The 16,945-nt window shown below is 51.9% G+C and carries 12 protein-coding genes; 7 read left to right on the forward strand and 5 right to left on the reverse strand.

Annotated elements, in window-relative coordinates:
* Positions 1-14 precede the first annotated feature (14 nt).
* Together T320_RS13865 and nagE are read left to right on the forward strand one after the other, a co-directional pair.
* A complete protein-coding gene (locus T320_RS13865; RefSeq protein WP_051608593.1) occupies positions 15-3,146 on the forward strand; it encodes a response regulator in 3,132 nt (1,043 codons plus the stop codon).
* Positions 3,147-3,233: 87 nt separating this feature from the next.
* Positions 3,234-4,613, forward strand: coding sequence for an N-acetylglucosamine-specific PTS transporter subunit IIBC (gene nagE, locus T320_RS04620; protein WP_026759823.1), 1,380 nt, complete (start codon positions 3,234-3,236; stop codon positions 4,611-4,613).
* A gap of 41 nt (positions 4,614-4,654) precedes the next feature.
* Here the strand turns inward: nagE and T320_RS04625 are convergent, their stop codons facing one another.
* Positions 4,655-4,855 (reverse strand): helix-turn-helix domain-containing protein, encoded by a 201-nt coding sequence (locus T320_RS04625; RefSeq protein ID WP_037353444.1) that lies wholly within the window; start codon positions 4,853-4,855, stop codon positions 4,655-4,657.
* Between the two features lie 67 nt (positions 4,856-4,922).
* Positions 4,923-5,102, reverse strand: coding sequence for a 50S ribosomal protein L32 (rpmF, locus tag T320_RS04630; RefSeq protein ID WP_026759825.1), 180 nt, complete (start codon positions 5,100-5,102; stop codon positions 4,923-4,925).
* A 210-nt stretch (positions 5,103-5,312) separates the two neighbouring features.
* On the opposite strand from rpmF, the gene T320_RS04635 reads away from it, so the two are divergent.
* From T320_RS04635 to T320_RS04645, 3 genes are all read left to right on the forward strand, one after another.
* Positions 5,313-6,218, forward strand: a complete 906-nt coding sequence (locus T320_RS04635; RefSeq protein WP_197019373.1) for a DMT family transporter — start codon at positions 5,313-5,315, stop codon at positions 6,216-6,218.
* Between the two features lie 342 nt (positions 6,219-6,560).
* Entirely contained in the window at positions 6,561-7,430 is an 870-nt protein-coding gene (locus T320_RS04640) for an NAD(P)-dependent oxidoreductase (RefSeq protein WP_037353613.1), read from the forward strand.
* Between the two features lie 94 nt (positions 7,431-7,524).
* Entirely contained in the window at positions 7,525-8,862 is a 1,338-nt protein-coding gene (locus T320_RS04645; protein ID WP_037353446.1) for an amino acid permease, read from the forward strand.
* A 103-nt stretch (positions 8,863-8,965) separates the two neighbouring features.
* Here the strand turns inward: T320_RS04645 and T320_RS04650 are convergent, their stop codons facing one another.
* Together T320_RS04650 and T320_RS04655 are read right to left on the reverse strand one after the other, a co-directional pair.
* Entirely contained in the window at positions 8,966-10,963 is a 1,998-nt protein-coding gene (locus tag T320_RS04650; RefSeq protein WP_037353449.1) for a molybdopterin-dependent oxidoreductase, read from the reverse strand.
* Positions 10,964-10,996: 33 nt separating this feature from the next.
* Positions 10,997-11,893, reverse strand: coding sequence for an ATP-binding protein (locus T320_RS04655; RefSeq protein ID WP_037353452.1), 897 nt, complete (start codon positions 11,891-11,893; stop codon positions 10,997-10,999).
* A gap of 126 nt (positions 11,894-12,019) precedes the next feature.
* Here T320_RS04655 and T320_RS04660 point away from each other — a divergent pair, with 126 nt between their 5' ends.
* Positions 12,020-15,196, forward strand: a complete 3,177-nt coding sequence (locus T320_RS04660; RefSeq protein ID WP_037353454.1) for a DEAD/DEAH box helicase — start codon at positions 12,020-12,022, stop codon at positions 15,194-15,196.
* Between the two features lie 61 nt (positions 15,197-15,257).
* Here T320_RS04660 and T320_RS04665 read toward each other — a convergent pair whose 3' ends face one another.
* Positions 15,258-16,217, reverse strand: a complete 960-nt coding sequence (locus T320_RS04665; protein WP_037353456.1) for a bile acid:sodium symporter family protein — start codon at positions 16,215-16,217, stop codon at positions 15,258-15,260.
* A 172-nt stretch (positions 16,218-16,389) separates the two neighbouring features.
* Between T320_RS04665 and T320_RS04670 the strand changes: the two genes are divergently transcribed.
* Positions 16,390-16,917, forward strand: a complete 528-nt coding sequence (locus tag T320_RS04670; RefSeq protein WP_037353458.1) for an ECF transporter S component — start codon at positions 16,390-16,392, stop codon at positions 16,915-16,917.
* Positions 16,918-16,945 lie beyond the last annotated feature (28 nt).

Here is a 16,945-nt window from a genome sequence, read left to right on the forward strand (position 1 = left end):
GGGAGGTGAACACGGTGCTGCAGGAACATTATGAGTTGTCCCTGGAAATCGGACGGGAAAATTTTTTGACCGGGGTAAAGGCACTGATGATGCAGAAGGCGGAGGAAGCTGCCCAACGGCAGGACAGTGCCGTCTACATTCATCTGCTCTTTTGCATGATTGAAAAGGATGTGGCGAAGGACGTTCGGGAAACCATCCGCCAGTATCTGCCACAGGCAGTTGTTACGGGGATGTCGGAAACTTTGTTCGGCAGCGACCGCAAGGAGATTTCCGTCAAGATAAATTTCACCTTCTTCGCATCGTCGCAGGTACAGCTTATCTGTTACGATGGCTTTCCTGCTGATTATGGGGAGGAAGGCCAAGTCATGGGCAGGCAGCTGGCGGCAATCAAGGGCGCGAAAGCTGCGGCGGTCTTTGCTTCCGGTATGTCCACGGAGTTTCATAAATTCCTGCGCGCGTTTGCGCAGGACAATGAGAATATCGTGATTTTTGGTTCGACAGCCGGGATGTTTGAATACAGTGCTGACGAGCCGGAAAGTTATCGCAATCTCCATGCCTTCAATAAGAAGAATAAAATTGAGCAGCAGTATGTGATGGGCAATAAGCTCTGTTCCTTTGGGGTAGTGGCAGCAGTGTTCAGCGGCGATGAGCTGCACGTGCAGGGGGATTATGTCTTTGGCTGGAAGCCGCTGGGCAAGGAGATGAACATCACCCATTCCAGTCGGGAAAATGTCATTGACCGCATTGACGACATGCCTGCCGCTGAGATTTACCGCTGTTATCTGAAGGTGAAGCCAGACGAAAATTTCGTGATGAATATTTCGGAGTTTCCGCTGACGATTCTGCGCAATGAATGTCTGATGGGACGTGTTCCCCCGCGTTATGATGAGGAAGGGCGGCTGTTTTTCAGTGCCGATGTATATCAGGGGGAAAAACTGCGGCTGTCCTATGCGGTGAAGGATGATTTGCTGCAGTGTACAGAACGCGCCAGTGAAGATATGTGCGGCTTTGCACCGCAGGCGATGTTTCTGGTGCTCTGCGGCAACCGCACTCTGTTCTTGCGGGAAGATGCGCATAAGGAAGTGGATTATTATCGCCGTTTTGCCGCGAAACTCTCGCTCAACTATGGCACATCGGAGATTTTCTGCTATCAGGGGCAGGGCGGTATCTTAAACAGTGCCCTGTTGGCCGTGGGTATGCGTGAAGGTGTTGCACAGCCGGCGGACTGTTATTTGGAATTCGTGCAGCGTACCGAGGAGGATCACCGCCTGATTCCGTTGGAGGAACGCATGGCGGCCTTTTTGGAGGCGGTGACGGCAGAACTGGGAGAGATGGCACAGACTGCGGAAGCGGCCAGCCGGGCCAAAAGCCAGTTTCTCTCCGGCATGAGTCATGAAATCCGCACGCCAATCAATGCAGTGCTGGGCATGGATGAGATGATACTGCGGGAAACGCAGGAGGATAACATCAGGCAGTATGCAGAAAATATCCGTACGGCCGGTACGACGCTTTTGGGCCTTATCAATGATATTCTGGACTTCTCCAAGATTGAAGCGGGCAAGATGGAACTCATTCCCGTGGAGTATGCGGTGAGTTCCTTGCTCAACGATTTGGTGAATATGATTCGGCAGCGGGCGGATAAAAAGGGACTGGCTCTTTACGTCGAAGCGCCAGAAGATATGCCCAGCATCCTGTATGGAGATGAAATTCGTTTCCGTCAGGTGGTTACCAACATACTCACCAATGCGGTGAAATACACGGAAAAGGGCAGTGTTACCCTGCGGATGACGTATGAGAAAACGGGGGAGAACAGCGTTGACCTGCGTGTCAGTGTCAAGGATACGGGCATTGGCATCAAGCAGGAAGATATTGACAAATTGTTTCATCCTTTTGAGCGCATAGAGGAAAACAGGAACCGTACCATTGAAGGCACTGGTCTGGGCATGAACATCACCCAACGGCTGTTGGCGATGATAGGGCGGAAGCTGGAGGTCAACAGCGTTTACGGGAAGGGCACGGAATTTGCTTTTACCGTCACCCAAAAGGTGCTGAATTGGGAGCCCATGGGCAATTATGAAGAAGCCTACCGCCGGGCAATGGCGGCGCGTCAGACCTATAAGGAAAGTTTTATTGCGCCCGAGGCGCAGATTCTGGTGGTGGACGATACGGCCATGAACCTCACCGTGGCCAAGGGGCTGCTGAAGCAGACGCAGGTACAGGTCAAAACCGCGATGAGCGGCTATGAATGTTTGAAGCTGGCGGAGGAAACTGCTTATGATGTGATATTCCTCGACCACCGGATGCCGGGCATGGATGGTGTAGAAACTTTGCATAAACTCCAGGCACTGGGAGAAAAGGCGGATTTCCCCAATGCGCATACACCGGTTATCGCATTGACGGCCAATGCGGTGAGCGGGGCGCGGGAAGAATATATGGCGGCAGGGTTTGATGATTATCTGACCAAGCCCATCGACAGCCACAAGCTTGAGCAGATGCTGCAAAAGTATCTGCCTGCCGCCAAGGTCAAGCAGGTGGAGGCGGTAGCGTCCACAGATGCAGCAGACGAAAAATTGCCTGACTGGTTGGAATATGTCAGTGGTCTTGAGCCGCATAAAGGCGTGGAACATTGCGGCTCGGTGGCGGCCTATCTGGATGCCCTGCGTGTCTTTGCCGAATCCATTGAAAGCAACGCTGCGGAGATACAGCGTTACTTTGAAGTGGAGGACTGCCGGAACTATACGACCAAAGTCCATGCGCTCAAAAGCACGGCCCGGGTTATCGGTGCCACGGAACTATCCGAAAAAGCCCGCCGTCTGGAAGATGCCGGCAACAATGGCTATGCGGAGGAAATCAAGGCCAACACCCTGCCATTGCTGGAACTGTACCGCAGTTTCGCCGTCAGTTTGTCACCGATTATTCCCAAGGAAGACACGGAGGAAAAACCTCCCATCAGCACCGAGGAATTGGCTGAAGCTTGGGAATCTATGGGCGAGATTGCGGCAAGCTTTGACTACGACAGCCTGATGTATATGCTGGGCGAATTGGATGGCTACAGCCTGCCTGTGGCCGATAAGGAGAAGCTGGCAAAAATCAAACAGGCAGCCAGTGTCCCTGACTGGGAAACATTGAAACGTATTTTGTATTAGCATTGTAATATTTAGATAATTGTGCTAAAATGAGCGAGGCAGTATTAACTGCCTCGCATTAATTTTTCCCTATAAGGAGTGAATTTTATGAGCAATTGGTTTACCAAGCTGCAAAGCATTGGCAAGGCCTTGATGCTGCCTATCGCGGTTCTGCCGGCAGCGGCTTTGCTGCTGCGTCTCGGTGCGCCGGATGTGTTGAACATTCCGTTTATCACCAAGGCCGGTGGAGCGGTCTTTGATAATCTGGCGCTTATCTTTTCTATCGGTATCGGTGTGGGTCTGGCTAAGGACAACAACGGTGCGGCAGGTCTGGCCGGTGCTATCGGTTATCTGATTCTGACCTCGGCTCTCAAGACCATTGACGAAACGTTGAACATGAGTGTTCTGGCTGGTATCGTCAGCGGTATTGAAGCCGGTATCCTCTACAACCGCTATCATACGACGAAACTGCCCGAATATCTGGGCTTCTTCGGCGGCCGCCGTTTCGTACTGATTGTGACGGCAGCAGTATCCATTATTCTGGCCGCTATCTTCGGTGTAATCTGGGGGCCGTGCCAGACCTTTATCCACGCAGTGGGTGAATGGATTATCGGCGCTGGTGCGCTGGGCACCTTCGTCTATGGTGTGCTCAACCGCCTGCTGATTCCGGTGGGCCTGCACCACATCCTCAACAGCTTCATCTGGTTCGTGTTCGGTGAGTATACCAATCCGGTGACCGGGGCTGTGGCTACCGGTGACCTCAACCGCTTCTTTGCGGGCGACCCCACGGCAGGTATGTTCATGGCAGGCTTCTTCCCGATGATGATGTTCGGTATGCCGGCTGTGGCTCTGGCTATGTATCATGCCGCAAAGCCGGAGAATCGTGCTAAAATCGGCGGTATGCTGGCTTCTGTAGCCTTCACGGCTTTCCTGACCGGTATCACGGAACCCATCGAATTCATGTTCATGTTCCTGGCTCCGGCACTCTACGCCGTGCATGCGGTACTGACGGGCCTGTGCCTGGCGGTTACGTATTCCTTCGGCGTACTGGACGGCTTCGGCTTCTCGGCCGGGTTTATCGACTATGTAATTGACTGGGGACTGGCCACCAAGCCGGAAATGATTCTGGTCATTGGCGTAGGCGTATTTGCACTCTACTATGGCATTTTCAGCTGGGCTATCCGCCAATTCGATATTCCGACCATCGGCCGCTATGATGAGGATATGCCTGTTAGCAGCGAGAAAGTCACGATGAGTGAACTCTCTGAGCAGGTGCTGGCAGCCTTGGGCGGCAAGGAAAATCTGGAGGAAATCTCCAATTGTGCGACCCGCCTGCGCTGCACGGTCAAAGACGTCAACAAGATGGATTTGGAGCGCGTCAAAAAAGTTAACGGCGTACGCGGCGCCTTTGCTACGGGCAATGCGGTACAGGTCGTAATCGGCACCAATGCTGAGCATGTGGCCAACGAGATTATCGCGCAGTCATAATAGTATAAGAAAAACCTTCCCGATGTTTGGGAAGGTTTTTCTTATACGGTGGCAATATCGAGACGGCCGAGAGCTGCCAGAATCTTATTGTAAGTTTCGCGGCAAATGGGGCGTTTGCCTTGTTCAAATTCGATAATCAGGGAAGGCCGCATGCCGCACATGATAGCCAGGCGGCTGCAGGACAGGCCCTGGTCTAAGCGGGCGCTGCGCACGAGGGAAATTGACTTAAATGATTTAACCATACACACACTCCTGGATAAAAATAAAATAACCGGATAATCGCAAGATTATCCGGTTAAGAGGTACTGCTTATTCAGCAGCGGCAACCACTTCTTTGCCGTCATAGTAGCCGCATTCGGGGCATACATGATGAGGCATTTTCGGTTCGTGGCACTGCGGGCAGGAAACAAAGCCCGGTGCTTCTAACTTCCAATTAGCACGGCGCTGGTCGCGGCGGGCCTTGGACATTTTTCTCTTTGGTACTGCCATTTTGGTTTCACCTCCGGAACAATCCGACTTACTGTTTAGTGAAATCCATACAAACTAGGGTTGATGCTGAATGGATTCATTTCACAATTGATATGTGCATTGACACATGATAGTATTTTACCGTTTTTGGCGGAATAATGCAAGCTTTTTTTGGCAAAAATTGTCAGCTGGCGTTATAATGGAAGTAATTGGTTTGGGAGGAGGAATTTTGTGAGCGATAAAGTCAGGGGCAATGTGATGCTCTTGCTCACTGCTATGATTTGGGGCGGGGGCTTTGTGGCCCAGAGTGCGGGCATGGATTATATCGGCCCCTTTACCTTTTGCGCGGCGCGCTATGTGCTGGCCATGCTGGCGCTTATCCCGGTGATTTTTTTCTTCAGCGTGCAGGTACGGAAAAATCCGCAGGCCAGCTTGGGGAAAAAGTTTGCACCGGACAGAGTTACCCTTTGGGGCGGCTTATATTGCGGCCTGACTTTGGGCGTGGCCGATGCTCTGCAGCAGGTGGGTATCTGTTATACCACGGCAGGGAAGGCGGGCTTTATTACGGCGCTCTACATCATTATGGTGCCGCTGATGGGGCGCGTGGTGGGACAGCGTATTCCCAAGGTTCTGGCCTTTTGTGTGCTGATGGCCATTGTGGGCTTTTATTTCCTTTGCGTCAATGAGGAGCTTAGCGTGGGCTATGGAGATTTTCTGACTTTGTGCTGTGCGGTGTTTTTCTCCCTGCATATCTGGGTCATTGATTATTTTATGAAGCGCAAGGCCGATGGCATAAAACTGTCGTGGGTGCAGTTTGCGGTGGCCTTTGTATTTGCCAGCGGGTTGGTGGGCGGTTTTGAAGCGCCTAGCTTGGAAAGCCTTTGGGCGGCCCGCTATCCGTTGCTGTTTGCGGGCGTGATTTCTAGCGGCATTGCCTACACCCTGCAGATTTTGGGGCAGAAGTACACAGACCCCACCATTGCCACACTCTTGATGAGTTTGGAGTCGGTGTTTGCAGTAATCGCTGGCTGGGCGGTGCTCGGAGAAGTGATGAATGGGCGCGAGATTTTTGGATGTGTGCTGGTGTTTATCGCGGTGCTGTTGGCGCAGCTGCCATTGCCGGCGTTAAAAAGATAGGCAACGGCACTGGAGAGGGTCTTAATTTGCAGATTGCGCTAAATGTCTGGCATGGAAGGTCGAGGTGTCCAGCAGCTTGCGCCGGTTACCACGGCGCGAGTTTTCCATTATTTCCAGTGACGTTTGGTTTGCCAGCCAGCGGAGCAGTCGCTCCATCTGCAAATCAAGCCCCTCGCCATAGCTTCTTTCGCAGAATGTTGGTTTGCATTATAAGCCTTCCCCTTGAGGGGAAGGTGCCCCGTAAGGGGCGGATGAGGTGTTTTGCAGGAGAACGAGACAAGTATAGCGAATTTCTTAGTGTTCATAGTTATAGTGACATTCAGGAGGTTGAACGTAATGGGCATCAAGAATATCGGCTTTATTGGTACGGGCATTATGGGCGCGGCTATGGCTGGGCATTTGATGGATGCGGGGTTTAAGGTTAGCGTTTACAACCGCACGAAGGCTAAGGCGGAAGAATTGCTGGCCAAGGGGGCTAAGTGGTGTGACAGTCCCGGTGCCTGTGCCAAGGGGCAGGATGTGGTGATTACCATTGTGGGCTATCCCAAGGATGTGGAGGAAGTTTATCTGGGGGATGACGGCATTCTGGCCAATGCCAAGGCCGGGGCTTATGTGGTGGATATGACTACGTCTTCACCGATTTTAGCGGAAAAGATATTTGCCTGCGCGAAGGAAAAGGGTATTTTTGCCGTGGATGCTCCAGTGACCGGCGGGGATGTCGGGGCGAAGAATGCCACGCTTTCCATCTTGGTGGGCGGCGAGGAAAATGATTTTGAAGCTCTGCGGCCGGTGTTCTCCGCCATGGGGACGAATCTGGTCTATATGGGGACGGCTGGAGCCGGGCAAAAGGCCAAGGCCTGCAATCAGATTGCCATTGCTGGTGCCTTGGCAGGCGCCTGCGAAGCCTATGCTTATGCGAAAGCTTCTGGTATCGATTTGGAGAAAACATATCAGGCTATTTCTGCAGGAGCTGCAGGCAGCTTCCAGATGAGCAATGTTGTGCGCCGCGGCTTAGATGGTGACTTTGAGCCGGGCTTTATGATGAAGCACTTCGGCAAGGACTTGGCCATCGGCACGGAAACTTCGGCGGCTTATGGTGCGGCTCTGCCGGTATTGGGCCAGGTTTTGAGCCAGGTGCGGCAGATGGAACGGCTGGGCGAGGGAAATAAGGGAACCCAATCGCTGTTGCATTACTATGGTCTGGGTAAGTAAGAGAACATATTTTATAGTACTGTAATATTGTAAGGTACCTGCCTGAAATGGTATAATAGGCAGGTACTTTTATTTTTAGAAGGGGAATAATTTTATGAACGAGAATGGTAAGTTAAAGCGGGGGCTTAAGAACCGCCACCTGCAGATGATTGCCTTGGGCGGAGCCATTGGCACCGGGCTGTTCTATGGTTCGGCATCCACCATTGCTCTGGCGGGGCCTGCCGTTATGTTGGCTTATTTAATCGGCGGCATTATGATTTTCTTCATCATGCGCATGCTGGGGGAAATGGCGGTGGATGAGCCGGTATCAGGTTCTTTCAGCCACTACGCGACAAAATATTGGGGCAAGTTCCCGGGCTTTATGTCCGGCTGGAATTATTGGTTTAACTATGTGCTGGTATCCATGGCGGAACTTACGGCCGTGGGCATCTATATGCAGTTCTGGTTCCCGGATTTGCCGCAGTGGATTGCGGCGCTTATCTGTCTGGTGGCCATTACGGCGCTGAACCTCATCAATGTGCGTCTTTATGGCGAAACCGAATTTTGGATGGCGCTTATCAAAATCACCGCCATTGTGCTGATGATTGTGCTGGGGCTGTACATTCTGGTGGGAAGTCCGCAGCCCTTCCCGGATAATCTCAGCAATCTCTGGTCTTATGGTGGTTTCCTCCCCAATGGTGTATGGGGCTTGGCATTGGCCATTGCAGTGGTCATGTTCTCTTTTGGCGGTATCGAGCTTATCGGTATCACTGCCGGGGAAGCGGAAAATCCCGACAAGACCATTCCCCAGGCCATCAATCAGGTTATCTGGCGTATCCTGATTTTCTATGTGGGCACCATGGCGGTGCTGATGGCCCTTTGGCCTTGGAAGGAAGTAGGCATGGAGGCCAGCCCCTTTGTGCAGATTTTCATGAGCGTGGGGATTCCGGCGGCGGCACATATTCTGAACTTCGTGGTGCTGACGGCGGCGGTATCGGTTTATAATTCCGCCATCTACAGCAACAGCCGCATGCTCTACGGTTTGGCGGCCAAGAATGAAGCACCGAAATTCTTGGGCAAGCTTTCCAGCCACGGTGTGCCGGTGCGGGGCATCCTTGTTTCTTCGGGCATAACGCTTATCTGCGTAGCTTTGAACTACTTTTTTCCGGGAAAGATTTTCATGCTCTTGATGTCCATTGCCACCATCGCGGCCACCATCAGCTGGCTGACCATTGTCATCACGCATCTGAAATTCCGGGCCCATTGCCTGGCAACAGGGAAGGCGACGAAGTTCAAATCGCCCCTGTATCCCTTGGTCAATTATCTCTGTATAGCCTTCCTGCTGAGCATCTGGGGGCTTATGACCCAGATTGAAGGCATGGATTTGGCAGTTTACATTTTGCCCGCTTGGCTTTTGTGCTTGTGGATTGGGTTTAAGTATCAGAACAAATAAGATATACAGTAACTTGAAAAGGCCGGTATGACTTTTTCCGTAACGTTTGAAGCGCAGCTTCTAAGTGAAGGAAAAAGTTATACCGGCCTTTTGTGCGTGGCTTTTATTTTGGTCTGATATTGACGAATACATCATAGAAGGCCAGCCCGGAGGCGGCTGTGGTCAAAATCCCTAAATCTGTGGGCACTCCGGCATTGAGGAGGTTAAGGCCTCCTTTTTGACTGGCGCCCTGAATACTCAGGATGATATCCGGCGACAGGTCCTCGCGGAACTGGACGCTGACAGGCACTTCGCCCTGTTCATTCCAGACAATGGCGGGATGTTTATCCTGCAGGTGAAGTGCCTGCCCCACAGCGGGATGGATATAGACCCAAGGATATTCCGGCAGTTTGTGCTGCTGGGGGTAGCTTTGGCCATTGATATGTTCCTGTGAGTGTGGGGTGAGGAAATGGAAGGGATATTCCTCGCTGGGGAGCAGCTGGGAAAAATTATCCGGCACGCTGCAGCAGTGGAATTTGCCATCATCTGTGGCAAATTTTCCTCCGGCCCAGGGGAAGGGCTGGTAGCGGAAGCGTACGGGGCCGTTGTATAGGTCCTGCCATTTTTTGATATGCAGAGCCTGACAGACTTCCGGGGTAAATTCTGCGTCGAGAAATTCCTCATCGGTAAGCTGAGCGGGAAAGGTGCTTGTGCCCGGAGCCAGTTCATTCAAGCGGCGGGTCAGCAGGCGGGCGATTTCCAAATCGCTTTTGGCTTCTCCACGCGGGGGAATGGCGGGCTCGTTAATGCTGATACGGTGGCGGAAATAACCGCCGTAGACATCCAGTTCTTCAAATTCTGTGGTCACGGGCAGAACAATGTCAGCCATCTGCGTAGAGTGGGTCATAATCTTGTCGGCGGCCACCACCAGTTCAAGCTGGGGCCAAAGTTCTTTCAGCTCCGTCAAGCCCGCATCCTGACGAAGCGGGTTACGACAGGCAATCCAGAGCAGTTTTACCGGTGGAGCATTCAGATTATGCAAGCCATGAGCGAAGTTATTGATATTGATAAAACGGGTGTCTGACCGCTTTTGCATAATGTGGTAGGGGAAAATATCCATGCCCATGTCGGCAAAATTCACCCCGCCACCGGGAATGCCGATATTGCCGGTGAGCATGGAGAGGGCATCGATGAGGCGGATGGTCAGACCACCCTGAATGTGGCGTTGAAGGCCATAGCCGCACCAGATATGCATGGGGCGGTTTTGCAGGATGAGCTCTGCCAGAAAATCAATGACTGCTGCTGGCTGACCTGTAGCTTTTAACAAGGGGCGGGCAGGAGTTTTTGCGATGGCGGCTAGCAATTCCTTGGCGCCGGTGATGTTGTCCTCGTTATAGGATAGTTTATTGTAGGCGGCCAGCTTTTTGAGCAGTAAAAGGGCCAGCGCGGCGTCGCCACCGGGGCGCAGCTCGATAAAATAGTCTGCCTTGCGGGCGGTTTCTGTGTACACCGGGTCAATGACTACCACCTTGGCGCCCCGTTCCTTGGCAGCGTAGATGAAGGGCATGGAATGGACGGAGGTCCAGGCGGGATTTATGCCCCAGAGGATAATCAATTTTGCTTCGAGCAGCTGACGGATATCGGCGGTTTCATTGGCGCCAAAGTCCAGCTTCTGGGCGTCCAGTCCGGAAGAAAAACAAGGCGTGCCGGTGGTTTGGGTGGTGGGGCCCAGACTGTTGAACATGCCCTCTATGGCATAGTGCAGCAGGCTAAAATTGCCGGAATACTTGTTGAGGCACAGGGGCAGGGCGGAGTGATAGCGCTCCTTTAGTTCCAGAATCTTTCGGGCAATGGTATCAATCGCTTCGTCCCAGGAAATCCGCTGCCAGTTCCCGGAACCGCGGACGATTTGTCGTTGGGGATAGAGCAGGCGCTGAGGATGGTAGACCGAGGCGAGAATTTCCGCCTGTTTGCTGCAGAGCCGTTCGGAAGCGCCGTCCTGCTTGTCCCCCTTGATGTACTCGATTTTCCCGCCACGGGTAAAGGCCAGCATGGGACAGGAATCGTAGCAGTTGCGGGGACAGATATGACGGGTGACCTGATAATTATCCTGTAAAAACATACATAGCCTCCTTTCCGGGATGTAATCCGTTAATCAGCCGCGCTGCAGGGTAAAACTGCTGTCAGCAGGTGGAGCAGGTGGAGTTTCCTCCTGCAGAGAAAATTCTGTCTGCCCCGCAAAGCTGGGCAGCAGTTTTAGGATGCTTTGCGGACAGTTGTTGACACAAAGACCGCAGGCGGTGCATTTGATGGGATTGAAATGGAGCTTTTTGCCCGCTTCGCTGTCGCTGATAATCAGAGCCTTTTCCGGGCAGAGCATGGTGCAAAGGCCGCAGGCCGTGCAGGAAGCTGTAAGCTCCAGACCGGGAAAGAGTTGGCAGGGAGATGTGTCCTGCTTGTCCAGCCAGATGGTTCCATCAAAGGCATACTGGCGTTCCGTCTGAGCCTGGGCGATTTCTGCGGCGGTGTCCGAAGCGGCATGAAAGAGGGAGCGGAAGAAGGAACGGCGGGCCACTGCTTGCGGCTCTGGGGCAGAATCCTTCACATGAACCAGTTTGATGGTTGCTTTGCCTGCTTCCTGCAGAGCCTGATTGCAGGCGGCGATTTCCTGAGCCAGCCAATTCTGCACGGCAGGATTGCACTGCGCGCAGCGGCTGGTGTCCATGGCCAGAGGCTGCTTTTCCGCCAGCGCCCAAAGCAAGCGGCGGTTCAAGGCCCCCAGACAGGCCATGGCCTTTTGCGAAACCTTCCGGCACATAAGCACCTGCGGGGCGAGCTTTTGCGCTGCGGTAAGGCAGCTGTCATAGTCCGTATCGCTGGTGATGGCTCCTGTGGGACAGACCGCGGTGCAAAGACCGCAGTTATCACATTTTTCGCGGTCGATTTCCCGATTATGGATTGCTCCTTGGGGACAGATTTCCTGACAGCGGTTGCAGGTGATGTTGGTATAGTGAAACAGGCATCGGTTCAGGTCGATATCGCGCCGGGCCATGGATTCAGCCCCTTTCTGAAGATAGTTTCCTTCATTATACCGCCAGTGGGGAGGATTTGACAAATGAAAAGGCGTATAATTAGCAGTGAGAATTGCGTAGGATAAGTGACAGAAGGATGGAACATTATGTTGAAAGATGGCTTGTATGAAAAAGTAGTCAGCGATTCATTGTCAGATGAGCTGGCTGCGTTACCGCATAAATATAAAGAACTGGCTGCTATTGATAAAGCAGAGGCGGCTAAGATTTTAGCGCAGTATGTGGCTGCTGTAGTCGAGCGGGGCTTAAAGTCGGTGCGGGACAATAGCGAAGATATTGCGAGCCAGGTGTCCCTGGTGAATGAAATTATCGCTACGGTTCAGGAGAAAACGCAGGAACAGGATTTTTCTGCCATGAAGGTGGAGGAGACAGGACAGCAACTGTTGGCATTATATGACCGGCAGGATAGCATTCTGGCTTTGGGGGCTAAAGGGAAGGATAAAGTTGACCGGCCGGAGACTTCGCTGGCGCAATCCAGTCTGTTTACTGGGGCTGTCCATGAACCGCAGATGTATACGGAGCTGAAAAAGGAAATTGCCAGTTGTAATCGCATTGACATGTTGGTGTCCTTTATTAAGTGGAGTGGCTTGCGGTTGCTGATGGATGAGCTGCAACACTTCACCCAAAATGGCGGCAAGTTGCGGATTATCACCACTTCTTATATGGGGGCTACGGATGTTAAGGCAATCAAAGAGCTCAGCAAATTGTTTAATACAGAAATCAAAGTCAGTTATGATACCCAGCGTACGCGGCTGCATGCCAAGGCGTATGTGTTTTATCGGGATACGGGGTACACGACGGCTTATATCGGTTCATCCAATCTTTCGCAGGCGGCCATGTCCAGCGGCTTGGAGTGGAACGTAAAAATTACGGCGCAGGACCAGCCGGAGACTTTGGCAAAGATTGCGGCTACGTTTGCCAGCTATTGGGAAAGCCGGGAGTTTGAAACTTACACAGAGGCTGAGGAACTGCGCCTGTACAGGGCTTTGCGTGATGAGAAATATTTTAAGGAGGGCAATATCACCCGCTATACGCTGGATGTGCGGCCCTATTCTTATCAGCAGGAAATACTGGATAAACTGGCGGCAGAGCGGGCTGTGCGGGGGATATATCGCAATCTCTTAGTGGCTGCCACTGGTACAGGCAAGACGGTTATTGCCGCCTTTGATTATGCCCGCTTTTGCAGGGAGAATCCTGGGCGGCCCAATCGACTGCTTTTTGTAGCGCACCGACAGGAGATTTTGAAGCAAAGCCTTTCTACCTTTCAGGCGGTGCTGAAGGATAATAATTTTGGTGAACTTTTTGTGGGGCAGTATACGCCAAAGGCTATTGACCAACTTTTTATCTCCATCCAAACCTTTAATTCGCAGGATTTTACCACGAAGACCAGTCCCGACTTTTACGATTTTATCGTGGTGGATGAAATTCATCATGGCCCGGCTGACAGTTACCAGAAGCTGCTGAATTATTACCAGCCCAAGATTTTGTTAGGGCTTACAGCCACACCGGAACGACTGGATGGAAAAAGTGTCCTGCCTTACTTCGGGGATAGGATTGCAGCAGAAATCCGGTTGCCGGAGGCCATCGAGCGGAAGCTATTATGTCCCTTCCAGTATTTTGGTGTTACCGATAATGTGGACTTGACGGATGTGAAATGGACGGCAGGCGGTTACGATAAGCAGGCACTCAGCAATGTGTACAGCCTCAGCGGCAAGGTCGCAGAACGGCGGGCGGATTTAATCGTCAACTCGCTGCAGCGCTATGTGACGGATGTATTGGCAGTAAAGGGACTGGGCTTTTGTGTCAGCGTTGAACATGCCAGCTTTATGAGTGACTATTTTAATCAGATGGGGATTCCCTCCTTGTGCCTTACGGGGCAATCTCCCCAGGCTGATAGGGATAGCGCACGAAAGCGGTTGGCGCAAGGGAAGCTGACCTTTATCTTTGCTGTGGATATTTATAATGAAGGGGTAGATATTCCAGAAATCAATACGGTACTCTTTCTGCGCCCGACGGAATCCCTGACCATCTTCTTGCAGCAGTTGGGACGTGGATTGCGTCTTTCGCCGGATAAGGAGTGTTTGACCGTGCTGGATTTTATCGGGCAGGCCAACAAAAAATACAGTTTTACGCACAAATTTGCGGCGCTTTTAGGCAATACTTCTCATAGTGTGCAGCAGGAAGTGGAAAACGGCTTCGTTTCTGCACCCAAGGGCTGCTATATTCAGCTGGAAAAACAAGCGGCTAAGTATATTCTGGATAACATCAAAGGGGCTTATGATACCCTGCGGGGGATAGCTGGACATATTGCCAGCTTTGCCGATGATAGTGGGTTGACCTTGACGCTGGCAAATTTTTTGCACTACCATCACATGGACCCGCGTCAGCTTTACCGGCAAAAGAGTTGGCAAAGTTTTACCCGCATGTGTGTGCGGGCGGGCGTACAGGCTGATTTTGAGCCGGAACCATTGGAAGAGCAGGTAAATCTGAGTATCGTCTTTCAGAAGCTCGCCGTGGCAGATTCCCAGCGGTGGATAAAATTTTTGCTGAACTTGTTGCCCCGCTTGGCGGAGACGGATTTTGACCGTCTTTCCTTGTTAGAAGCACGGATGCTACAGATGTTTTACGTAACGGTATGGGGCGAATATGCAAGTGATTGGCAGGCCGGGAACGTGCGGGATAATCTTGCAGCGTTGGCGAATAGTCCCCATATTTTAGCCGAAATGCAGGAGCTTTTGCGTTATCAACTGGATGGCATTGACTTTATTGATGAACCGGTGGATATTGGCTTTGCCTGTCCGTTGGATTTGCATTGCACTTATACCCGTGACCAGATATTGGTGGCGATGGATTTTGACAAGCCAAACACTGTGCGGGAGGGGGTTAAGTGGTTGGAGGATAAGAAGGCGGATTTGTTCTTTGTAACTTTGAACAAGGCGGACAAGGAATATTCGCCCACGACCATGTATGATGATTACTCACTAAATGAATGGCTGTTTCATTGGCAGAGCCAGAGCGTAACGACGGTGGAATCGCCTACGGGGCAGAGATATATTCATCATCAGGAACAGGGAAGTAACATCCTTTTGTTCGTGCGGGAGTTCAAGAAGGACAATCTGACTGGCGGCGCCGCGGCCTATACCTATTTGGGGCGGGCGAATTACGTAAGCCATGAAGGAGAAAAGCCCATCAATATCGTGTGGAAGCTGGAACAGCCCATTCCAGCAAAATTCCTGAAAAAGACCAATAAACTCGCGGTGGGCTGATATATTTTTATGATAAAAAAAGCTGTTGCACATTTTCGCGCAACAGCTTTTTCTTGTTCAATTATTTTGCGGTCTGCACTTCCGGCAGTTCTTCCTTGTTCATTTTACTGGACAGGTAGTTGGCGGCAAGTGAGCCGGAGATGTTGTGCCAAACGCTGAAGATGGCGCCGGGGATGGCAGCGGCAGGGCCGAAGTGGAGCATGGCCAGGCTGGTTGCTAAGCCGGAATTTTGCATGCCGACTTCAATGGAGATAGCCTTGGCTTTGGCAATATCCATGTGAAGGGCCTTGGCCAGCAAAAAGCCGGTGCCGTAGCCCAAAAGGTTATGGCACATAACAACCACCATAATCAAGAGACCTGTTTCCATGATTTTCTGAGAGCTTACGGCAACTACGCCGCCGACAATCAGCACAATGGCGATAACGGAAACAAGCGGCAGGACTTTGACGACTTTCTGTACCTGCGCCTCAAAGAAGGAATTGATGATAAGCCCTGCAACAATGGGGAGAATGACCACCTGTACAATGGACATCATCATGGCCGCCAGGGAGATTTCCACCCAGGCGCCTGCCAGCCACCAGGTCAGGAGCGGGGTGACAATCGGAGCCAGTACGGTGGTGGTCATCGTCATGGATACCGACAGCGCCACATCCCCGCGGGCCAGGTACGTCATGACATTAGAAGAGGTGCCTCCGGGGCAGGTGCCGACGAGGATTACACCAGCGGCCAGTTCCGGCGGCAGGCCGAAAGCTGTGGCCAGAAAATAAGCCAGCAGGGGCATAATGGTGAACTGGGCCAGCGCACCGATGAATACATCCCGAGGCCGTTGGAACACCAGCTTGAAATCTGCAAGCTTTAAGGTCATACCCATGCCGAACATGACGATGCCCAGCAGCATGGTGATGTTCGGGGCTGCCCATTTGAAGCTCGTGGGTTCAATCAGGGCAATGGCTGCGATGGCGATAACCAGTACCGCCATGTACTTGGAGATAAGAGCACTTAGTTTTTCCAGATAATACATAAGACCAAATCCTTTCCTCTATGATGTTTACAATGTTACAAGTGTATATAAGAAAAGTCAAGGATAAAAATGGATAATTGTTTCTATATAACGGAAAAATATTACACCTAGTATTGAACTGGGTGAGGAAAAGTGCTACAATGTGTCCATATTGAGCAGAAGGAGGAGTTTTATGCATACTTTGAACGTAGAAAAAAGCCGCTGGACGGCGCGAGAGATTAGTCTTACGGCGGCCATGACGGCTGTGGTGTTCTTATTGACGTTTGTGCCCAAGATTCCCATTCCTTTGGGCTATGCCCATTTGGGAGATGCGGCCATCTTTGTGATGGCCTGCCTGGCAGGGCGGCGGGAAGCCTTGGTGGCTGCCTGTGCCGGTTCCATGCTGGCGGATTTTATGGGAGGATTTCCCCTGTGGATAGGGCCGACCCTCATCATCAAATGGGCCATGGCTGAAACGTTCCTGCACGTATCTGACATGTCAAATGAGGATTTTATAAAATCTCCCCGCACGCTGCTGGCGCTCGTGTTGGCCTGTCTGGTGATGGCGGCCGGGTACACAGCCTTCGGGGCGGTCCTCTATGACAGTCTGGCCGCAGGACTCGCTTCAGCCCCGGGGCTTTTGGCTGAAGGTGCCGTGAATATTCTGGCCTTCTATGGTGCTATCAAGCCGTTGGAAAAACTGTTTCAAAGCCGTTTGTAATTGTATAAGTCATGAAAGGCTGCTAACA

The sequence above is a fragment of the Selenomonas sp. FC4001 genome (genome assembly GCF_000701565.1).
In the GTDB taxonomy this organism is placed as follows: domain Bacteria; phylum Bacillota; class Negativicutes; order Selenomonadales; family Selenomonadaceae; genus Selenomonas_A; species Selenomonas_A ruminantium_B.

Bases quoted from the DNA above. Each gene is read 5' to 3' on its own strand.
- nagE (WP_026759823.1), top strand. From the start codon at position 3,234: ATGAGCAATTGGTTTACCAAGCTGCAAAGCATTGGCAAGGCCTTGATG.
- T320_RS04625 (WP_037353444.1), bottom strand. From the start codon at position 4,855: ATGGTTAAATCATTTAAGTCAATTTCCCTCGTGCGCAGCGCCCGCTTA.
- rpmF (WP_026759825.1), bottom strand. From the start codon at position 5,102: ATGGCAGTACCAAAGAGAAAAATGTCCAAGGCCCGCCGCGACCAGCGC.
- T320_RS04645 (WP_037353446.1), top strand. From the start codon at position 7,525: ATGAACGAGAATGGTAAGTTAAAGCGGGGGCTTAAGAACCGCCACCTG.
- T320_RS04650 (WP_037353449.1), bottom strand. From the start codon at position 10,963: ATGTTTTTACAGGATAATTATCAGGTCACCCGTCATATCTGTCCCCGC.
- T320_RS04655 (WP_037353452.1), bottom strand. From the start codon at position 11,893: ATGGCCCGGCGCGATATCGACCTGAACCGATGCCTGTTTCACTATACC.
- T320_RS04660 (WP_037353454.1), top strand. From the start codon at position 12,020: ATGTTGAAAGATGGCTTGTATGAAAAAGTAGTCAGCGATTCATTGTCA.
- T320_RS04665 (WP_037353456.1), bottom strand. From the start codon at position 16,217: ATGTATTATCTGGAAAAACTAAGTGCTCTTATCTCCAAGTACATGGCG.
- T320_RS04670 (WP_037353458.1), top strand. From the start codon at position 16,390: ATGCATACTTTGAACGTAGAAAAAAGCCGCTGGACGGCGCGAGAGATT.